The 17,525-nt window shown below is 71.1% G+C and carries 20 protein-coding genes; 7 read left to right on the top strand and 13 right to left on the bottom strand.

Annotated features, from left to right (window positions below; translation table 11 throughout):
* Positions 1–17: 17 nt before the first annotated feature.
* A complete protein-coding gene (locus EDF42_RS18045) occupies positions 18–257 on the top strand; it encodes a hypothetical protein (protein WP_123673827.1) in 240 nt (79 codons plus the stop codon).
* Between the two features lie 4 nt (positions 258–261).
* Here the strand turns inward: EDF42_RS18045 and EDF42_RS18050 are convergent, their stop codons facing one another.
* Both EDF42_RS18050 and EDF42_RS18055 read right to left on the bottom strand, forming a co-directional pair.
* Positions 262–507, bottom strand: a complete 246-nt coding sequence (locus EDF42_RS18050; protein ID WP_123673829.1) for a hypothetical protein — start codon at positions 505–507, stop codon at positions 262–264.
* On the bottom strand, positions 504–1,010 hold the full coding sequence (locus tag EDF42_RS18055) for a MarR family winged helix-turn-helix transcriptional regulator (RefSeq protein ID WP_123673831.1): 507 nt from the start codon (positions 1,008–1,010) through the stop codon (positions 504–506). Before EDF42_RS18055 ends, EDF42_RS18050 begins: the two co-directional genes overlap by 4 nt.
* 91 nt (positions 1,011–1,101) lie before the next feature.
* Between EDF42_RS18055 and EDF42_RS18060 the strand changes: the two genes are divergently transcribed.
* Positions 1,102–2,031 (top strand): NADP-dependent oxidoreductase, encoded by a 930-nt coding sequence (locus tag EDF42_RS18060; RefSeq protein ID WP_185041074.1) that lies wholly within the window; start codon positions 1,102–1,104, stop codon positions 2,029–2,031.
* 6 nt (positions 2,032–2,037) lie between these two features.
* Here the strand turns inward: EDF42_RS18060 and EDF42_RS18065 are convergent, their stop codons facing one another.
* A complete protein-coding gene (locus tag EDF42_RS18065; RefSeq protein ID WP_123673835.1) occupies positions 2,038–2,898 on the bottom strand; it encodes a pentapeptide repeat-containing protein in 861 nt (286 codons plus the stop codon).
* A gap of 224 nt (positions 2,899–3,122) precedes the next feature.
* On the opposite strand from EDF42_RS18065, the gene EDF42_RS18720 reads away from it, so the two are divergent.
* Positions 3,123–3,314, top strand: coding sequence for a hypothetical protein (locus EDF42_RS18720; protein WP_123938330.1), 192 nt, complete (start codon positions 3,123–3,125; stop codon positions 3,312–3,314).
* On the opposite strand, the gene EDF42_RS18070 is transcribed toward EDF42_RS18720, so the two are convergent.
* The 4 genes from EDF42_RS18070 to EDF42_RS18085 are packed head-to-tail and all read right to left on the bottom strand — an operon-like array spanning position 3,311 to position 7,021.
* The gene (locus EDF42_RS18070) at positions 3,311–3,967 is read right to left on the bottom strand and encodes a response regulator transcription factor (RefSeq protein ID WP_123673837.1); all 657 of its coding nucleotides are present in this window, start codon (positions 3,965–3,967) and stop codon (positions 3,311–3,313) included. The genes EDF42_RS18720 and EDF42_RS18070 overlap by 4 nt on opposite strands.
* The gene (locus EDF42_RS18075) at positions 3,964–5,250 is read right to left on the bottom strand and encodes a sensor histidine kinase (protein WP_185041056.1); all 1,287 of its coding nucleotides are present in this window, start codon (positions 5,248–5,250) and stop codon (positions 3,964–3,966) included. Before EDF42_RS18075 ends, EDF42_RS18070 begins: the two co-directional genes overlap by 4 nt.
* Complete coding sequence (locus tag EDF42_RS18080; protein ID WP_123673840.1) at positions 5,247–6,113, bottom strand: ABC transporter permease subunit; 867 nt, start codon at positions 6,111–6,113, stop codon at positions 5,247–5,249. The genes EDF42_RS18075 and EDF42_RS18080 overlap by 4 nt, the downstream gene beginning before the upstream one ends.
* On the bottom strand, positions 6,110–7,021 hold the full coding sequence (locus EDF42_RS18085) for an ABC transporter ATP-binding protein (RefSeq protein ID WP_123673842.1): 912 nt from the start codon (positions 7,019–7,021) through the stop codon (positions 6,110–6,112). Before EDF42_RS18085 ends, EDF42_RS18080 begins: the two co-directional genes overlap by 4 nt.
* A gap of 113 nt (positions 7,022–7,134) precedes the next feature.
* Between EDF42_RS18085 and EDF42_RS18090 the strand changes: the two genes are divergently transcribed.
* Both EDF42_RS18090 and EDF42_RS18095 read left to right on the top strand, forming a co-directional pair.
* On the top strand, positions 7,135–8,130 hold the full coding sequence (locus EDF42_RS18090) for an alpha/beta hydrolase (protein WP_123673844.1): 996 nt from the start codon (positions 7,135–7,137) through the stop codon (positions 8,128–8,130).
* Between the two features lie 9 nt (positions 8,131–8,139).
* A complete protein-coding gene (locus EDF42_RS18095; protein ID WP_123673846.1) occupies positions 8,140–8,706 on the top strand; it encodes a GNAT family N-acetyltransferase in 567 nt (188 codons plus the stop codon).
* A gap of 78 nt (positions 8,707–8,784) precedes the next feature.
* On the opposite strand, the gene EDF42_RS18100 is transcribed toward EDF42_RS18095, so the two are convergent.
* From EDF42_RS18100 to EDF42_RS18125, 6 genes are all read right to left on the bottom strand, one after another.
* Entirely contained in the window at positions 8,785–9,357 is a 573-nt protein-coding gene (locus tag EDF42_RS18100; RefSeq protein WP_123673847.1) for a TetR family transcriptional regulator, read from the bottom strand.
* Positions 9,354–10,205, bottom strand: a complete 852-nt coding sequence (locus tag EDF42_RS18105; protein ID WP_123673849.1) for an MBL fold metallo-hydrolase — start codon at positions 10,203–10,205, stop codon at positions 9,354–9,356. The genes EDF42_RS18100 and EDF42_RS18105 overlap by 4 nt, the downstream gene beginning before the upstream one ends.
* Positions 10,202–10,930 carry an alpha/beta fold hydrolase gene (locus tag EDF42_RS18110; protein WP_123673851.1) on the bottom strand — a complete coding sequence of 243 codons (729 nt, stop codon included), beginning with the start codon at positions 10,928–10,930 and terminating at the stop codon, positions 10,202–10,204. The genes EDF42_RS18105 and EDF42_RS18110 overlap by 4 nt, the downstream gene beginning before the upstream one ends.
* A 38-nt stretch (positions 10,931–10,968) precedes the next feature.
* Positions 10,969–11,340, bottom strand: coding sequence for a VOC family protein (locus EDF42_RS18115; protein ID WP_123673853.1), 372 nt, complete (start codon positions 11,338–11,340; stop codon positions 10,969–10,971).
* Between the two features lie 107 nt (positions 11,341–11,447).
* Positions 11,448–12,143, bottom strand: coding sequence for a YafY family protein (locus tag EDF42_RS18120; RefSeq protein ID WP_123673855.1), 696 nt, complete (start codon positions 12,141–12,143; stop codon positions 11,448–11,450).
* Positions 12,144–12,251: 108 nt separating this feature from the next.
* Positions 12,252–13,733 carry a mannitol dehydrogenase family protein gene (locus EDF42_RS18125; protein ID WP_123338661.1) on the bottom strand — a complete coding sequence of 494 codons (1,482 nt, stop codon included), beginning with the start codon at positions 13,731–13,733 and terminating at the stop codon, positions 12,252–12,254.
* A gap of 184 nt (positions 13,734–13,917) precedes the next feature.
* On the opposite strand from EDF42_RS18125, the gene EDF42_RS18130 reads away from it, so the two are divergent.
* Both EDF42_RS18130 and EDF42_RS18135 read left to right on the top strand, forming a co-directional pair.
* Positions 13,918–14,556: a TetR/AcrR family transcriptional regulator gene (locus EDF42_RS18130; RefSeq protein WP_165901448.1), complete on the top strand. Its 639-nt coding sequence runs from the start codon at positions 13,918–13,920 to the stop codon at positions 14,554–14,556.
* A gap of 75 nt (positions 14,557–14,631) precedes the next feature.
* Entirely contained in the window at positions 14,632–17,316 is a 2,685-nt protein-coding gene (locus EDF42_RS18135; protein WP_123673859.1) for an MMPL family transporter, read from the top strand.
* Positions 17,317–17,525: the final 209 nt, after the last annotated feature.

Genomic DNA, 17,525 nt, shown 5'->3' on the forward strand with positions numbered 1-17,525 from the left:
CACGGAAGCGAGTCGCCATGACCTCCCAGAGCACGAGGGTCCTGCACCTGATGTGCACGGTGTTCCTGTTGGGCGCCTTCCTGTCGGTCGGGATCGGTGCGTGGTCGCTCGCGAACGACACCGGGGGCGGTGCGAACATCGGCGGCGGAATCCTGATGCTGTTCGGCTACCTGCTCGGTCTGATCGGGATCGCGCTCGGCGTCGCCACGCTCGTCGTCGCCACCGTGTCGCGGCGACGGTCACGCACGCGCAGCTGACGCCTCAGCGGCGAGTGCGGAGTCGCTGCACGCCCACCCATCCGGCGACCGCGAAGCAGCCGAGCGCGAGGACGTACGCGACGAGCAGGTCGGCCCATGCGCGCGGGTTGATCGATCCGTCGGGCAACCGCTCCTGGAGTTGGAACGACGTCGGGAACAGCCAGTAGGACGTCGCGTAGACGGTCAGCGCCAGTCCGACGACGACTGAGCCGACGATGATCCACCGAGCGGCGCGCGCTCCGACGGTCACGCGGACGCCCCCTTCACGGATCGTCGCGACGCCGACCGCGGTGGGTTCGATCGCAGGTGCTCGCTGATGCGCCCGAGGACCCGGGCGAGGTCATTGGCATCGTCGTCCGAGATGGGAGCGAACAGGAGTCCGTGCACGGTGCCGATGTGGCCGGGGAACACGTCGGCAAGGACGTCGCGCCCCGCGTCGGTGATCGCGACGACGGTGCTGCGTTCATCGTCCGGCGACGGGGACCTCGTGACGAGCCCGCGCTGTTCGAGCAGTTGCGCCTGGTAGGTCAGCCCGCTGCGGCTGTAGACGACACCGTCGGCAAGGTCCGTCATGCGCAGGTGCCCCTCCGGAGCATCCCCCAACCGCGCCAGGAGCTGGAACTGCACGGTGCTCAACCCGCCGACGTCGCGGAGCTGCTTCTCGACCGCGGGGCGCAGGAGTGCACTCACCTCGGTCAGCGCGAAGTAGGCGCCGAGCTGTGTCGGGGTCAGCGCGGTTGGGGTGTTGCTCATGCAGCCATCTTACCTGTTGCTTCGAGTTCGAAGCAGTGTTAGCGTCTCCAGCAAGCGCTTCGAATTCGAAGCAACTACGAAAGGCATGACCATGCAGGCAGTGCAGTTCCACGAAGTCGGCGGACCCGAGGTCCTCCAGTACGGCGAGGTCGAGCAGCCGACTCCGGCAGCAGGACAGGTGCGACTGCGCGTCGCGGCGTCCGCGTACAACGCCGCGGACAACGGCATGCGGGCCGGCTTCCTGCCGATCCCGATCCAGCTACCGCACGTCCCCGGCTACGACGTCTCCGGCACGGTCGAGGCGATCGGCGAGGGCGTGACCGGTCTGACCGTGGGCGACGCGGTCATCGCGTTCCTCCCCATGGACCGCGACGGCGGGGCAGCCGAGTACGTCATCGCACCGGCGGACGCCGTGGTCGCAGCACCGACGAGCATCCCACTGACCGACGCAGCCGCGCTGCCGTCCGTCGCGCTGACGGCATGGCAGGCCCTGTTCGACGACGGCCGACTCACCGCCGGGCAGCGTCTGCTCGTCGTGGGTGCCGGCGGGGTCGTCGGCAAGTACGCCGTCCAGCTCGCCAAGCGCGCCGGAGCACACGTCATCGCGACCGCCAGCCCACGCAGTGCCGACGCCGTGCGCACGGCCGGTGCCGACCAGGTCATCGACCACACCGACACCGACCTGCTCGACGCCCTCGACGGTCAGGTCGACGTCTTGCTCAACCTGGCGCCGATCGAGCCCGAGCAGTTCGCGGCGGACGTCGCAGCGGTCCGTGACGGCGGAGTCGTCGTGAGCACGACGGCGTTCATGGCCACGCCGGGTGACGAGTCCCGAGGCGTTCGTGCAGCGACCGTGTTCGTCCTGCCCAACCGCGAACGCCTGACAGAGCTCGTCGCACTGGTCGACGACGGTGCTCTGACGGTCGAGGTCACGCGACGCATCCCGCTCGCCGAGCTGCGCGCACTGCACGCCGAGGGCGCAGCCGGGCGGATCGCCGGCAAGGTCATCGTCCTGCCCTGAACCCGATCACGGGAGCGGCCAGTGCCCTGGACGGTCGAGGTCGTCGGGCAGCACCGAGGACGCATCGCCCTGCGCAGCGTTCACCTGGGGTTGAGTCAAGAACAGCGCGTTCGACAGGTCCGCTCCCCCGAGCCGGGTGTCGCGCAGGTCCGCCCCGAGCAGGTCGACACCCGACAGGTCGCATCCCCGCAGGTCCGCGGCGATCAGGACGGCACCTCGGAGATCGGCGCCGACCAGGAAGTGAGATCGCAGGTCGCGGCCAGCCAGGTCGGCCGACGGGTGCAGGTCGCCGGCCGCCTCGCCGGCGGCGGGGTACCCGCCTCGGGCCTCGGCACTGACGTCGATCAGGACGGAACGGACCTCGGACCGGAGCGACTCGACGTCCACCGCGAGGAGGCCCGACAGCTCGCCGTCGAGGATCTGCTGGACCCGGTGCCGGAGCCCGGTCGGCACTTCCGCCGACCCCAGAGTCGTCGAGCGGGACACCGCCTCGGCCAGGTACCAGAGCATCTCGTGGAGCTGCCGGGCGACGGCGAAGGCCCGGAACATCTCGGGCTTCGAGTCCGGCCGGTCCACCCAACTCGTGCCGTCGAACAGGACCTGCGAGACGTACTGGCCAGCCCCGAAGCAGTCGAACGTGGTGCACCCGGTGAAGCCCCGCGGACGGAGCGTCTGGTGGATCGTGCAGGAGAAGTCGTCGGCCAGGTTCCGGCACGGGGTGCCGGCGGGCTTGTCGATCGGGAAGTCGCTGGACCGCTGGAACCCGAAGGCGGTGCAGCAGAGGGCGAAGCAGTCACCGCACGAAGCGCGGAGCCCCGAGCGGTCGGCGGGAGCAGAAGGAGAGGATGAAGAAGAAGACGATGACATGGACGAACGGTCTCTCTGGAGTGGTCTCGACAGGGCGCCGGGTTGCTGGGGAACTCCGTCGGGAGTCCCCGTTCCGGGCGCACGAGATCACCGCCCCTCGTCCGAGGAGCGAACCGGTGTCGCTGGATGGGCTCTGCGTCACAGAGCGGGAGAACGTGTCACTGCGGCCAGGCTAGCGGCGCGCGACTGCGCCCGTCCGCAGTCCCGTCGCGTACGGTGCACCTGTGACCAGAACCCACCCGGCAAGACCGCACCGCCTCGTGCTGATCGCCGCCGCCGTCGTGCTGGTGATCGGCATCGTGCTCCTGTTCACCCCGTGGGACGGGCTGATCCCCGTGCTCGCCTGGGTGCTGATCGTCGCGTCCATCGCCCTCGGCGCGATCACCCTGTTCTTCGCGAGGGCCCCGCGCAGCTAGGACCGCGGCACGAGACCGTGCTCGTAGGCGAAGATCACCGCGTGCACTCGATCGCGCAGGCCGAGCTTGCCGAGCACCCGCCCGACGTGGGTCTTGACCGTGGACTCGCTCGTCACCAGGTGTGCGGCGATCTCGGGGTTCGACAACCCGCGGGCCATCGCGAGCAGCACGTCGCGCTCCCGCGGGGTCAGGGGCTCCAGCGGGTCCGGGCCCGCCGGCCGTTCGTCCGGCAGCACGGAGCCGAAGAGCTCGAGCATCCGCTGCGTCACCCGCGGTGAGACGGCGGCCTCCCCCGCTGCCACGGACCGGACGGCGTCGAGGAGCTGCGCGGCACTGACGTCCTTGAGCAGGAACCCGCTCGCCCCGGCACGCAGGCCACCGAACGCGTACTCGTCCAGGTCGAACGTCGTCAGCACGAGCACCCGGGTCTCGGGGACCTGCTCGACGATCGCGGCCGTCGCCGTCACGCCGTCGACGTGGGGCATCCGGACGTCCATGAGCACGACGTCCGGACGCAGGGCACGCACGAGCCGAACACCCGCGCCGCCGTCACCGGCCTCACCGACGACCTCGATGTCGGGCTGCGCCTCGAGCAGCAGCCGGAACCCGGTCCGGATGAGCTGCTGGTCGTCGACGATCGCCACGCGGATCACCGGTCCTCCGTCCTGACCGGGATCGTCGCCCGGATCTGCCAACCGTCGGTGCCGTCGCGGGAGCCCGCGCGCACCTGCCCACCCAGCGCGCGGATGCGCTCGTCGATCCCGATGAGCCCTCGACCCGACCCCGCTGGGGCGTGGGCCGATCCGCCCGGCCGAGCCGGGCCTCCTGGCCGTCCGTCGTCGGTGACGACCACGGTGACCTCGGTGGCGGACGCTGCCACGCGGACGTCGACCGATCGGACGCGCTGCGCGTGCCGGGCGGTGTTGGTGAGGCCCTCCTGCACGACCCGGTACACGGCGAGCTGCAGGGCATCGTCGTCGGGGACGACGCCGATGCGTTCGAGGGCGACGGGGGTGCCCAGCGCGCGGAACCGGTCGACGAGCTGCGGGACGTCGTGGATGCCCGGTTGCGGCGCGAGCGCGGGTTCGCCGTCGCCTCCGAGCACCCCGAGCATGCGGCGCATGTCGCCCATCGCGCCACGGCCGACGTCGGCGACTCCGCGCATGGCAGCGGCAGCGGACCCCGCCGAACCGGTGGGAGTACCGGCGGACGCCCCCGCCGCCGCGCCCTCGGCCAGCCGCACCATCACCGTGAGCGAGTGCGACACGATGTCGTGCATCTCCCGCGCGATCCGGGCCCGCTCCGCGGCGGTGGCGAGCTGCGCCTGCTGGTCGCGCTCCCGGGCCAGCTGGTGTGCCCGGTCGATCAGCGCCTGCGTGTAGCGACGGCGGTTCGACACGTTGACCCCGATCAGGACCGCTGCCAGCAGGAACGTCGTGGGCTGCGGGTACAGGACGTCCGCGAGTCCTCCGGACCCCGGCGCGACCACGAAGACGCGCAGCGCAGTCGCCCCCGCGGCCAGCACGACGGCGACCGCGGCCGTCCACCACCCGGCGGCACGCGACCACCACACGGTCGCGGCGTACACGGTGAAGAGCACCGGCGAGTACCCCGCTTCCGTCCACGTCATCGCGACGACGGAAGCGAGCCCGAGCACCGCCGTCACCGCGGGGTGCGTGCGCCGGAGCGGGATGCCGGAGACGGCGATGACCACGAGGACGACGACCGTGACCCGCGCAGCGGGGCTCCCGTCGACCTGCCACGCACTCCGGAACGCCACGACGACCTCGATCGCACCCCAGAAGACCATGAGCAGCACGTCGGTCATGACCGGGTGGCGCGCCCAGAACCGCCGGAGACGACCGGGTGCATCGGGCAGGGCGATGCCCCCGATGCCGTCCACGACGGCACCGGGGGCGAGGTCGGCAGGGGTCACGCGTCCCGCTTCTCGACCAGGGCGAGTGCCGTCACCGAGGCGACGACCACCCAGGCCAGCAGTACCGCGAATCCGCTCCATCCCCCCAAGGCTAGGACGCCGTCGTGCCACCCCGACGTCACCTCGGTGCCGAACTGCATGAGCGGTTGGCCCGCGTTCTGCGGCAGCAGGTTCGTCAGCGTGCCGAGCCAGTCCGCTCCCGTGAACGACTGCACCAGCTGCACGACGACCGGGGCGACGAGCATCAGCCCGAGCACACCCGCGATCGCCCCGGCGGTGGAACGCAGGACCACACCGACCGCGAAGGCGAGCAGGGCGATGAGCGTCAGGTAGACGGAGGCACCCAGCAGCGGCATCGCGACGCTCGCGTCCAGCGACGCCTCGACGTTCCGTCCCGCGGCGATGGGCAGGGTGATGAAGGCGGTGGCCCAGACGCTCACGGCACTCGTGACGAAGACGGCCACGGCGAGGACGATCCCCTTCGCCGCCAGTGCGACCGACCGCCGTGGGACCGCCGCGAACGAGGAGCGGATCATGCCGGTGCCGTACTCGCCGGTGACGACGAGGGCACCGATCACCGCGACGATCAGCGACGAGAGCATCGTGCCGCTCGTGCTGTAGAGGACGAGCGCGTTCCGAGCCGCGTCACCCGTGAGCCCCTGACCGCCGTTGTCCGCGAAGGCCGCCAGGAGCACGCCGATGCCGATCGGCAGGACGAGCACCAGCAGGAAGCTCCACGCCGTCGACCGCAGCGAGCGGAGCTTGATCCACTCCGAGCGCAGGACGCCGGAGAAGTGGACGCCGGACGAGTGGCTGCCGGCTCCGTCGTGCCGCGGCAGGGCGTTGCTCGTGACCGCGCTCATCGGGCCACCTCCGATCGGTACTCGACCTGGTCGTGCGTGAGTTCGAGGTAGGCCTGCTCCAGGCTCGCCTCGGTGGTGGCCAGCTGGTGCAGGACGATCCCCGCGGCACCGGCTGCCTCGCCGATCTGCTCGGCACCGAGGCCACGGACCTGCAGCGCCCCGTCGCCCTCGTAGCCGATCGTGACGTCCGGGCCGGCGATCGCGTCGAGGAGCCGCTCGGGCTCCGGCGTCCGCACGGTGACCGACCGCTCCGTGGCGGCGGCGACCAGGTCCGCGATGTCCGTGTCCGCGAGCACCCGGCCGCGACCCATCACGACGATGCGGTCGGCGGTCAGCGCCATCTCGCTCATGAGGTGGCTCGAGATGAAGACCGCACGCCCCTCGGCGGCCAGGCTGCGGGCGAGTCGACGCACCCACACGACGCCCTCGGGGTCGAGGCCGTTGACCGGCTCGTCGAGGATCAGCGTCTGCGGATCGCCGAGCAGAGCCGCCGCGATCCCGAGCCGCTGCCCCATGCCGAGCGAGAACCCGCCGACGCGCTTCTTCGCGACGTTCTCGAGGCCGGTCATCCCGATGACCTCGTGCACCCGGGCCGTCGGGATCCGGTGCGTCGCGGCGAGCGCCGACAGGTGGTCGAAGGCACTGCGTCCCTTGTGGACCGCCTTCGCCTCGAGCAGTGCGCCGACGCGACGCAGCGGGTCGCGCAGCTCGCGGTAGGGGCGTCCGTCGACGTGGGCGGTGCCCGAGGTCGGCCGGTCCAGTCCGACGACGGCGCGCATCGTGGTGGACTTGCCCGCGCCGTTCGGACCGAGGAAGCCGGTGACGACGCCGGGGCGCACCGTGAAGGACACGTCGTCGACGGCGACCTTCTCGCCGTAGCGCTTGGAGAGGTTCTGGATCTCGATCATGCGGCAACGGTACGGAGACGACCGGGTCCGCCACATCGCCGTCGCAGACGATCTCCGCGGAGCGACCGTGGTACCCCGGTACCACCCGCAGCGGCGCCGGATACGGTGGGGTCATGGTCGTCCAGCGGTGGCACGAGGACGTCCTCGGGGCGCCCTACGAGCAACTCGAACTGCCGCTCGGCACCGACTCCGAGGGGCTGGTCGTCGCCACCCTCGTCCGTCGTCGGCACACCCCGACGGACCTGCTGCTGCACGGGCGCGGACCGCTGCACGGCGCCGACGTGCTGTACGTGCACGGGTGGTCGGACTACTTCTTCCAGACCGAGCTGGCGGAGCGGGTCGAACGGCTCGGGGCCCGCTTCCACGCGTTGGACCTGCGGAAGTACGGCCGGAGCCTCCGCCCCCACCAGACCCCGGGCAACGTCGACGACCTGGCGGTGTACGACGAGGACATCGCCGCGGCGCTCGACGCGGTGTCCGCCGAGCACCCCGGTCCCGGCGAGCGGCGGCTCGTGCTGATGGGGCACTCCACCGGCGGTCTGACCCTGTCGCTGTGGGCTGCGCGCCACCCCGAACTCGTCGACGGCATCGTCCTGAACAGTCCGTGGCTCGAGTTCCAGGCGACCGCCGTGGGCCGGGCGATCGTCGCGCCCGTCATCAAGCTCGGCGCCAAGCGGAACCCCCTCGCCCCGATGCCCGCCGTCGACCCCGGCTTCTACACGCGCACCGTGTCGGCCGCCGGCGAGGGCTCGTGGACGTACGACCAGCAGTGGCGACCGGACCGCGGGTTCCCCCTGCACCCCGGTTGGCTCGCGGCGGTCTTCGCGGGGCAGGAGACGGTCGAGCACGGGCTCGACATCCAGGTCCCCGTCCTGGTCATGCTCAGCGACAAGAGCATGTTGCAGCCCCGGTGGGACCCCGGGATGGCACACGCGGACGTCGCGTTGAACGTCGACACGGTGGCCCATCGCGCCCTGTCGCTCGGCAACGAGGTGACGGTCCGGCGGTTGCCCGGAGCCGTACACGACGTGGTGCTGTCCGCGCCCGACGTGCGGGAGCAGGCGTACGACGCGATCGGACGCTGGGCCACCACGCTGCGTCCCCGCTAGCGTGGCGGGATGACCGAGCGCTCCGTCCGGCTGACCCGGCTCGACCCGATCGGGATCGACCACGATGCCCTCGTCGACTTCCTGTCGACCGAGGACTTCCCGTTCCACGTGCGGCGGTCGTGGACCCGTGCGGAGGCCGTCGAGGCCGTGGCGTCCGGCTCGTACCGCGACGACGAGCACGACTCGTACTGGGTCGACCACACGGAGCACGGCCGCATCGGGTTCGTCCGGCTGGAGGACCTGGAGGACCCGGTCCCGCTGTTCGACCTGCGCATCGCCGGCGCGTTCCGAGGTCGCGGACTCGGCGTCCCGACACTGCGTGCGGTCACCGACCACGTCTTCGGCACCCTGCCGTCAGTGACCCGCTTCGAGGGCCAGACCCGCGAGGACAACACGGCGATGCGCCGGGTCTTCGTGCGTGCCGGGTGGGTCAAGGAGGCGCACTACCGCGAGGGGTGGCCGATCGAAGGCGGCCGCGCGGTCGCGTCGGTCGGGTACGGGGTCCTCCGCCACGACTGGGAGACGGGCGAGACGACGCCGGTGCCGTGGGCCGACGACGTGCTTCCTGACAGCTGAGCGGACGGGAGGCCCGGGTGGCGCCCGCCACGCATCCTCGCGCCAGCCAGGTGGACGCGTCCAGGGCATGACGTGCGATCAGCCGCCGGTGGCCGCCCGCAGCGCGGCGCACGTCCGACGGAACGCCGCGCCGAGCAACTCCCCCGCGGGGCGCTCCGCCCACGCGTCGAACGCGGCGCGCAGCGCGAGCAGGGCCAACGGCACCGCGAACCGGTCGGCGCCCTGCCACGCCGACTGCAGCTCCAGCGTCTGCGCGGCGTCCCGCTCGAGCACGGCGGACAGCAGTGCCGGATCGGCCACGAGCAGCGCGCGCACCCGGACCAGGCGCTCGAGGTCGTCGTGGCGGTCGCGCTCGAACGTCCCGAGCACCTCGGCGATCACCTCGGTCAACGCACCGAACGGCACCGGGGCGGTCACCGCGGCGGTGACGGCGTCGTGGACGTCGCGCGAGACGAACAGGAACGCGTCGACCTTCGAAGCGCAGTACCGGAAGAACGTGCGCTCGGTGATGCCGGCCGCGGTCGCGATCTCGGCCCCGGTGACGACGTCGAACCCGCGCGCGCCGACCAGCGCGACCGCTGCGTCCTCGACGGCACGCTCCGTCGACCGCCGGTTCTGCGCCCGCCGGTTCTGCGCCCGGACCTCCGTCACGACACCGACCGCCCGGAGACCGTCTCGCGCTGCCAGAGCTCCGGCAGCCGGAGGTCGACACCGTCGGCGTCCGCCAGGCGTGCGAACGCGCGCATCGTGACGTCGAGGCGGTCGAGCTTCTTCGGCAGCGGCCTGAGCGGACGGGTCAACGGACGCCAGAACGCGTCCCAGTGCACCGGTCGGACGACGCTCGAGTGCAGGGCGCCGACGGTCTCCTGCCAGTACTGCTCGATCCAGGCCGTCGGCTTCGCGCCGGCGGCGCCCGCACCCAGGTAGACGGCGTCGGCGTGGAGCCCCGCGAACGCTCCGGGGATGCAGTTCGCCGTCGGGTGGACCAGCACCGATCCGTCCGGGTGCTCGAACAGGAACGAGAAGCAGCCGCCGGTCCGGAAGTCGCGCATCCGGGCCGGCAGGATGACCGGCTCGGTGATCTCGCCCGGCACCGCGTCGCCGTCACTGTGCAGGGCGTGCAGCGGCGTGACCGTGAAGGCCCCCACCGCGAACGACTCGCGGTCGTGGAGCTCCCGGAAGGGCACGCGGTCGAGCCCGTACCCGGTGGCGATCATCCGGGTGGACGCCGAGCCGCCGAGTTCCGCCCCGGTCCGGTCCGCGACCACGGGAGCGTCGAGGGCGTGGTCGGCGTGCGAGTGCGAGACGAGCACGGCATCGAGGTGGTCGACGTCGAACCGGGCGAGGGCGTCCTCGATCCGGGTGACGTCCGGTCGGAGCCGGCCGAGCATCAGCCGCGGGAACGAGGGACGACTGAAGAAGCCGTCCACGAGCAGTGACGTCGTGCCGTCCGTGACGAGCACGTTGGACACCCCGCCGAACACCGTGGTGACGCTCATGCGCGGGCCCCGCCGAGCACGTCGTCGAGGAGCCGCATCGTGCGCGCGGCGTCCTCCATCGCGAGGTCGTGGTGCACGCCGCGCACCCGTTCGACGTCCCACCCGAGGCGCTCGTAGACCGGTACCTCGGCGTCGGGCACGACGTGTCGACCGTCGTCGGTGAGCACGAGCGTCGACGGCACGAACGGGGCCGCCGGAGCGACCGGTGCCGTCGCGACCGCTCGCAGGACGTCGCGCAGCATCGTGCGGTCCCAGTGCCGGTGACTCTCCTCGGCCCGGGCGACGTTTGCCGGACCCCACCGCGGATCGGTGCGGTCGTAGGCCTGCACGAGCAACGGCTGCAGCCCGGGCAGCGCCCAGAATGCCTGCCCGAGCACGCTCCGCCCCGGTGCCCGCAGGTGGAAGCCGGGGTCGAGGTACACCGCGCGGGCCGGGCGCAACCGGTCGACGGCGTCGAACAGCACCCGTCCGCCGAGCGAGTGTCCGACGACGGCGTCGAGCCCCTGCGGCAGCGTCTCGGCGAGGTCGTCGGCGAACGCGGCGAGTGTGTACGACGCCGCGCGGTCGCTCTCGCCGTGACCCCGCAGGTCCGGCACGAGGAACGTGTACCGGTCCGGATCGGCGTGGGACACGAGGTCGCGCCACACCAGCGCCGAACCGAGGATGCCGTGCACGAGTCCGACCCGGACAGGGCCGTGTCCGTGGGTCTCGACGTGGAGCTGCATGTGCACTCAATTCTGTCAGTGACTGACAGAATACACGGTCAAGCGGGACGGCTGAAGAGGTTCACGAGGTTGCCGTCAGGGTCACGGAACAGCGCCGATCGGTTTCCCCAGGGCATCGTCGTCGGCGGCAGCACCACGTCGTCGAGGTCGCCACGCAAGACAGCGAACGCGGCGTCGACGTCGTCCACCACGAACTCGAGGAACACGCTGCCGTTCGTGCGGGGCTCGGGCGCGGCCGGTCCGAGCATCGCCACGGTCGCCGGGGTCGCGAGGGCGAGCACGGCGCCGCCGGTCACGATCTCGGCGAAGACGGGTGCGGGTCGCCGCGCCTCGGTCCCGGTGACGCGTTCGTAGAACCGCACCATCCCGTCGAGGTCGTCGGTGATGATCCGGACGGATGCGAACTGCACGGGAAGCCCTCCTGGCCGGCCACCGTGACCGGACTCGTCGAGCATGCGCGACCACCGCGACACCGTCCTGTCGGTGTTTCGGCGAATGAGCAGGCGGATCTGGCGGTTCAGTCCCCGAGCACGGGGCGCAGGACGCCGTGCGGGATGTCGAGTTCGTCGAGTCGGACCACTCGGGGCGGTGCCGGTTCGTCGGTCTCCTCGACCGCCAGCACCCGGTCGCCGCGGAAGGCACGGACGCCGTCGCGCAACCGGCACCACGCGACCAGGTACCAGTCCTCGCCCTTCCCGATGTAGCCGAGCGGTTCGACGATGCGATCGGTCTCCGTGCCCGCCGCGTCGCGGTACCGCATCCGGACGACGCGCCCGCCCGTCAGCGCACCGGCGAGCGCCGTGGGAGCCGGCGTGCGCTCCCCCGACTCCAGCAGGTGCACGCGACTCGCGAGTCGCGCTGCCCGTCGGGCGTCGTCCTCGGCGAGCACCGCGGTGACCTTGCGGGCAGCGCTGCGCGCCGCGTCTCGGAACGGGCTGGAGGCGAGCGCGCCGAGGCCGATCGCCACCGCGAGCGCTTCGTCGACGGTCAGCCCGAGCGGCGGGAGCGTCGCACGGGCGTCGATCGTGTACCCGCCGGTCCGCCCCGGCTCGGCCCAGATCGGCACTCCGGCTTGCTGCAGGGACAACAGGTCCCGCTCGACCGTGCGCACACTGACCCCGAACCGCTCGGCGAGTCGGCGCGCGCTCCGCAGCGCGGGCGCAGCGGCGCGGAGCTCCTCGACGAGCGCGTACAGGCGGTCGGTCCGGTTCACGACGCGACCCTAGCCCGTGACGTGACCAGGCACCGGACGGGAGGCGCGGTGCCAGCTGGAACCGGGCCTCCCGTCCGCCGTCCGGTCACGCGCAGGGCGCGACTCGCGTCACGAACGCGACAAGCGTTCGACCGTGGCGTGGGCGCCGTCGGCGATGAGCCCGTCGAGGGCGTCCCGGTAGGCGGCGACGAACCGTTCATCGTCGATCAGGTCACCGAAGACCTGCCGGTTCGCGATGAAGGCGAGCCGGTCGTCGCGCTGGGTGAGGGCGATGCGGTGCAGCGGTTCGGCCAGCCGGTCGACGATCTGGATCGGCTCGCCGGACTCGTCCGTGCCCTCGTCGTAACGCGCCCACGACGCGACGATGCCGGCGGACAACGTGACGGGCCGGCCGGCGGCGAGGTTGTCGCGGACCACCGGCAGCAGCCACTTCGGGATCCGGTCGCTCGACTCGGCACACAGGCGCGCGAGGGTGTCGCGGACCTCGGGGTTCTGGAAGCGCTCGATGAGGGTGGACTTGTAGTCCTCGAGGTCGATGCCGGGCACGGGGTGCAGGGTCGGCGAGCCCTCTTCGTCCATGTAGCGGCGCAGGAACGTGGCGATCGCGGGGTCCTGCGTGGCCTCGTGGGCGTAGCGGTACCCCGAGAGGTACCCGAAGTAGCACAGGCCCTGGTGCGAGGCGTTGAGCAACCGGAGCTTCATCAGCTCGTACGGCTCGACGTCCTCGACGATCTGCACGTCGGCGTCCTGGTACGGCGGACGCCCGGCGGGGTGGTCGTCCTCGAGCACCCACTGGAAGAACGGTTCGGCGACGACGGGCCAGGCGTCCTCGATGCCGAGCTCGTCGCGGACCCAGGCGCGGTCCTCGTCGGCGGTGACCGGTGTGATGCGGTCGACCATCGAGTTCGGGAACGACACGTGCTCGTCCATCCAGTCGGCGAACGTCGGGTCCTGCAGGCGTGCGTAGGCGGTGAACATGTCGCGGGCGACGTGGCCGTTGCCCTGGATGTTGTCGCAGGACATCACGGTGAACGGCTGCTCGCCGCGGTCACGCCGTCGACGCAGGGCTTCGACGACCAGGCCGAACACGGTGCGGGGCGGTCCGTCGCCCCGCAGGTCGGCCGCGACGCCGGGCTCGTCCGCGACGAACTCGCCGGTGACGTGGTCGAAGTTGTAGCCCCCCTCGGTGATGGTCAGGCTGACGATCTTGGTGTCGGGGTGCGCCATCTTCTCGACGACGGCGTCCGGGTCGTCGACGGCGAGCAGGTAGTCGACGATGCTGCCGACGACACGGGACTCGCGGGTGCCGTCGGGGTGCTTGAGGACGAGCGTGTAGAGCCCGCCCTGCTCCGCCATGGCCGTGGCCATCCGGCGGTCCTGCTCCAGGACACCGACGCCGCAGATGCCGTACTCGCGCGCCTCGCCCTGCTGGAGCAGCCGGTCGATCACCATCGCCTGGTGCGCGCGGTGGAAGCCGCCGACGCCGAAGTGCACGATGCCGGCGGTGATCCCGCTGCGGTCGTAGGTCGGGACGGCGACACCGCTCGCGGCGATCTCGTCGAGGGTCTCCGGGGACAGGCGGACGGGCATCGAGTACTCCTTCGTACGGCGGTCGTTCTGGCGGTCGCGCCGCCGGTCGCACCGGCGGTCGTGCTGGGTGCAGTCAACCACGCGCACATCTGTTCAGAACCGAGTTTCCACCGCGGGGTACGAACCTGAGGATGCACTCGTAGTCGTTGCACCGAGTGCATCGATGCACCTAGTGTTGTCATTCGTGACCCTCACGACCGACCGCCGCGCCGCCCTCAAGGCGAAGCACCGTGCGGCGATCCTGCAGGCCGCACGCGACCTGGTCGACGAACGCGGCGGCCGTGAGTTCAGCGTCGACGACCTGGCAGCACGGGCCGACATCGCGCGGCGGACGGTGTTCAACCACTTCGCCTCGCTCGACGAGGTCCTGCTGGCCGTGTGCGAGCAGGAGCTGTCCGTGATCATCGACCGGTTCCTCGCCGACATGGCACGCACCCCGGTCGGCGACGGCAGCCGGGCCTCGATGTTCGACGAGCTCGAGTCCGCCGCACGCGGAGCCGACCTGGCGGCCGCGATCTCGAGCATGTACCGGATCCTCGGCGACCCGGGCAAGGACGACCCGAAGGCCGCGGTCCTCACCCAGACGGCGTTCTCGCGGGTCACCGAACGACTCCGCGACGAGGTCGCACGCCGCTACCCGGCAGCGGATCCCCTCGACGCCGCCCTGCTCGTCGAGTCGCTCATGAGCGGCATCGTCGTGATCGCGGAACACTGGCTGGCCACCTCCGGCCCCGCGATCGACGAGCAGTCCGTCGCCGACTGGGACGCCCTGCTGGCACGACTCGTGCACAGCGTCCGCAGCGGCTACATGCCCACCGACTGACACTTCCCTCCCCAGGGGTCCACCGGCGCACCCCGCTCCACACAGCACCTGCAACGAAAGGAACGGGGCAACCGCATGGCCGGTCTCCTCTACCGTCTCGGACGGTTCTCCGCACGACGCCACTGGCTCGTGATCATCACCTGGGTGGTGATCATGGCCGTCGCCGGCGTCACCTACAGCCTGTTCTCGGGCACGATCTCGTCCGCGATCTCGATCCCGAACACCAAGACCAGTCAGGTGCAGGACGAGCTCGCCGACAAGTTCCCGTCGGCGAACGGCGGCAACGGCACGATCGTCTTCGAGACGACGAACGGCAAGGCGTTCACCGACGCGCAGAAGTCGGAGGTCGCGGACTTCCTGACCAAGGTCGAGAAGCTCGACGGCGTCAAGGGCGCGACGAGCGGCTTCGACACCCAGGACCAGCTCGACGAGCAGCGCCAGAAGATCGTCGACGGCCGCAAGGAGATCACCGACGGCCGCGCGAAGCTCGAGACCGGCCAGGACCAGCTCGACGCCCAGAAGGCGCAGCTGACCTCCGGCAAGCAGCAGATCGAGGACGCCCAGGCGCAGCTCGACGCCCAGAAGGCCCAGTCCGAGGCCGCCAGCGCAGCGCTCCCTGCAGCGCAGGCGCAGGCCGCGGCAGCGCAGCTCCAGCAGGCGCAGGCGCAGATCGACGCTCAGCAGGCGCAGCTCGACGCCGGCGAGCAGCAGATCGCCGACGCGCAGAAGACGATCGACGCCAACACGAAGAAGCTCGACGACAGCGCCGACGAGCTGGAGCAGGGCTCGAAGCTCCTCGACCTGTCGAAGGACGTCCGCTTCGTGTCGTCGAACGGCAGCGCCGCCATCGGCACGGTCCAGTTCACGAAGTCGACCTACGAGGTCCCCGCCGACACGAAGACCGCCATCGCGGACGACGCCGACTCGGCCGACATCAGCGGCGTGAACGTCTACGTGTCGAACGACATCGCGCAGGGCGTGCCGTCGATCCTCGGACCGGGCGAGATCGTCGGCGTCATCATCGCCGCGCTCGTGCTCTTCCTGATGCTCCGCACCGTCATCGGTGCGGCGATCCCGCTCGTCAGCGCCGTGCTCGGTGTCGGCGTGGCGTCACTTGCATCCCTGTCGTTCTCCGGCCTGGTCGAGTTCATCTCGGTCACGCCGGTGCTGGGGGTGATGTTGGGCCTGGCGGTCGGCATCGACTACTCGCTCTTCATCCTGAACCGACACCGCACCCAGCTGAAGCAGGGCATGCAGGTGCACGAGTCCATCGGCCTCGCGAACGGCACCTCCGGCAACGCCGTGGTGTTCGCCGGCGCGACCGTCATCGTCGCCCTGCTCGCGCTGAACATCACCGGCATCCCCTTCCTCGGGCTGATGGGCACGGTCGGTGCGGTCGCGGTGTTCTTCGCGATCCTCATCGCCACGTCGTTCACGCCGGCGCTGCTGTCCCTGATCGGGATGCGGATCCTGCGGAAGAAGGAGCGAGCGAAGATCGGCAACACCGGCTCGACCCGGGTGCCGAACAAGCCGATGAAGACCTGGCGCGCGATCGTCACGCTCGTCGCCGGTGTCGCCGTGCTCGGTGTCATCGCGCTCCCCGCGACGCAGATGCGCCTCGGCCTGCCGACCGGCGCGTCCGAGTCCGTCGACTCGAGCCAGTACAAGGCGTACAAGGCCCTCGACGAGGAGTTCGGTGCCGGCCAGAACGGCCCGCTGCTCGTCGTCGCGACGCTGCCGGAGTCGATCAGCAAGTCCGACGTCACCGCGACCGAGGTCACCATCGGCGAGGCCCTGGCGAAGAACGACGACGTCACGGCCGTCCTGCCGATCGGCACCTCGTCGGACCGCGACATCATCGCGTTCCAGGTGAAGCCCGGCGGCGGTCCCGACAGCATCTCCACCGAGAACCTGGTCAAGGACCTGCGCGAGCAGACCGTCACGACCGACGACGGCACGGTCACGCTCGGTGTCGCGGGCAACGCGTCCGCCAACATCGACGTGTCCGAGAAGCTGTCGAACGTCCTGCCGCTCTACCTCGTGGTGGTCGTCGGCCTGTCGCTCATCATCCTGATCATCGTGTTCCGGTCCTTCCTGGTCCCGATCACGGCGACGGCGGGCTTCATCCTGTCCGTGATGGCGTCGTTCGGTGGCCTGACCGCGATCTACCAGTGGGGCTGGCTCGGCTCCGTGTTCGGCGTGCACGACCCGGCGCCGATCCTGAGCTTCCTGCCCATCATCGAGATCGGCATCCTGTTCGGCCTGGCGATGGACTACCAGCTGTTCCTGGTGTCCGGCATGCGCGAGGCCTACGCCCACGGCGCCTCGGCGAAGGTCGCGGTCCAGCGCGGGCTGCACGCCGGTCGCGCGGTGGTCACGGCAGCGGCGATCATCATGATCTCCGTGTTCGCGGGCTTCATCTTCTCGGACTCCTCCACCATCAAGCCGATCGGCTTCGGGCTGGCGTTCGGCGTGCTCATCGACGCGTTCGTCGTCCGCATGCTGCTCATCCCGGCAGCGATGCACCTGCTCGGCCAGAGCGCCTGGTGGTTCCCGAAGTGGCTCGACCGGATCGTGCCGGACGTCGACGTCGAGGGCGCGAAGCTCGAGCGGTCGCACCCGGTCGCCGGCCAGCCCGGTCAGCCCGGTCAGCCCGGTCAGCCCGGTCACGAGGACACCCACACGGGGTCGCACGCCCTCCCCGTTGCGCCGGACGCCAACGCGCACGAGTCGGGGCACCCGCCCGCGCACCGCGCGTAGTCGACGCACCCAGCCTGGAGGCCCGGGGCCGGTCCACGAGACCGGCACCGGGCCTCCCGTGCGTGCGCCCACCGCGCGCGCGGCCGACGCCGACCCGCGACCCGGAACGACATCCTCGATGTCGTACGACATCGAGGATGTCGCCAGCCCGCGCCTGCAACTGTTGCGGCCGCGCCAGTGCGACAAGATCGATGTCGTACGACGTCGAA

The sequence above is a fragment of the Curtobacterium sp. PhB172 genome (assembly GCF_003752545.1).
Lineage (GTDB): Bacteria > Actinomycetota > Actinomycetes > Actinomycetales > Microbacteriaceae > Curtobacterium.

Bases quoted from the DNA above. Each gene is read 5' to 3' on its own strand.
- EDF42_RS18045 (WP_123673827.1), top strand. From the start codon at position 18: ATGACCTCCCAGAGCACGAGGGTCCTGCACCTGATGTGCACGGTGTTC.
- EDF42_RS18055 (WP_123673831.1), bottom strand. From the start codon at position 1,010: ATGAGCAACACCCCAACCGCGCTGACCCCGACACAGCTCGGCGCCTAC.
- EDF42_RS18060 (WP_185041074.1), top strand. From the start codon at position 1,102: ATGCAGGCAGTGCAGTTCCACGAAGTCGGCGGACCCGAGGTCCTCCAG.
- EDF42_RS18065 (WP_123673835.1), bottom strand. From the start codon at position 2,898: ATGTCATCGTCTTCTTCTTCATCCTCTCCTTCTGCTCCCGCCGACCGC.
- EDF42_RS18080 (WP_123673840.1), bottom strand. From the start codon at position 6,113: ATGAGCGCGGTCACGAGCAACGCCCTGCCGCGGCACGACGGAGCCGGC.
- EDF42_RS18085 (WP_123673842.1), bottom strand. From the start codon at position 7,021: ATGATCGAGATCCAGAACCTCTCCAAGCGCTACGGCGAGAAGGTCGCC.
- EDF42_RS18090 (WP_123673844.1), top strand. From the start codon at position 7,135: ATGGTCGTCCAGCGGTGGCACGAGGACGTCCTCGGGGCGCCCTACGAG.
- EDF42_RS18095 (WP_123673846.1), top strand. From the start codon at position 8,140: ATGACCGAGCGCTCCGTCCGGCTGACCCGGCTCGACCCGATCGGGATC.
- EDF42_RS18105 (WP_123673849.1), bottom strand. From the start codon at position 10,205: ATGAGCGTCACCACGGTGTTCGGCGGGGTGTCCAACGTGCTCGTCACG.
- EDF42_RS18110 (WP_123673851.1), bottom strand. From the start codon at position 10,930: ATGCAGCTCCACGTCGAGACCCACGGACACGGCCCTGTCCGGGTCGGA.
- EDF42_RS18125 (WP_123338661.1), bottom strand. From the start codon at position 13,733: ATGCCCGTCCGCCTGTCCCCGGAGACCCTCGACGAGATCGCCGCGAGC.
- EDF42_RS18135 (WP_123673859.1), top strand. From the start codon at position 14,632: ATGGCCGGTCTCCTCTACCGTCTCGGACGGTTCTCCGCACGACGCCAC.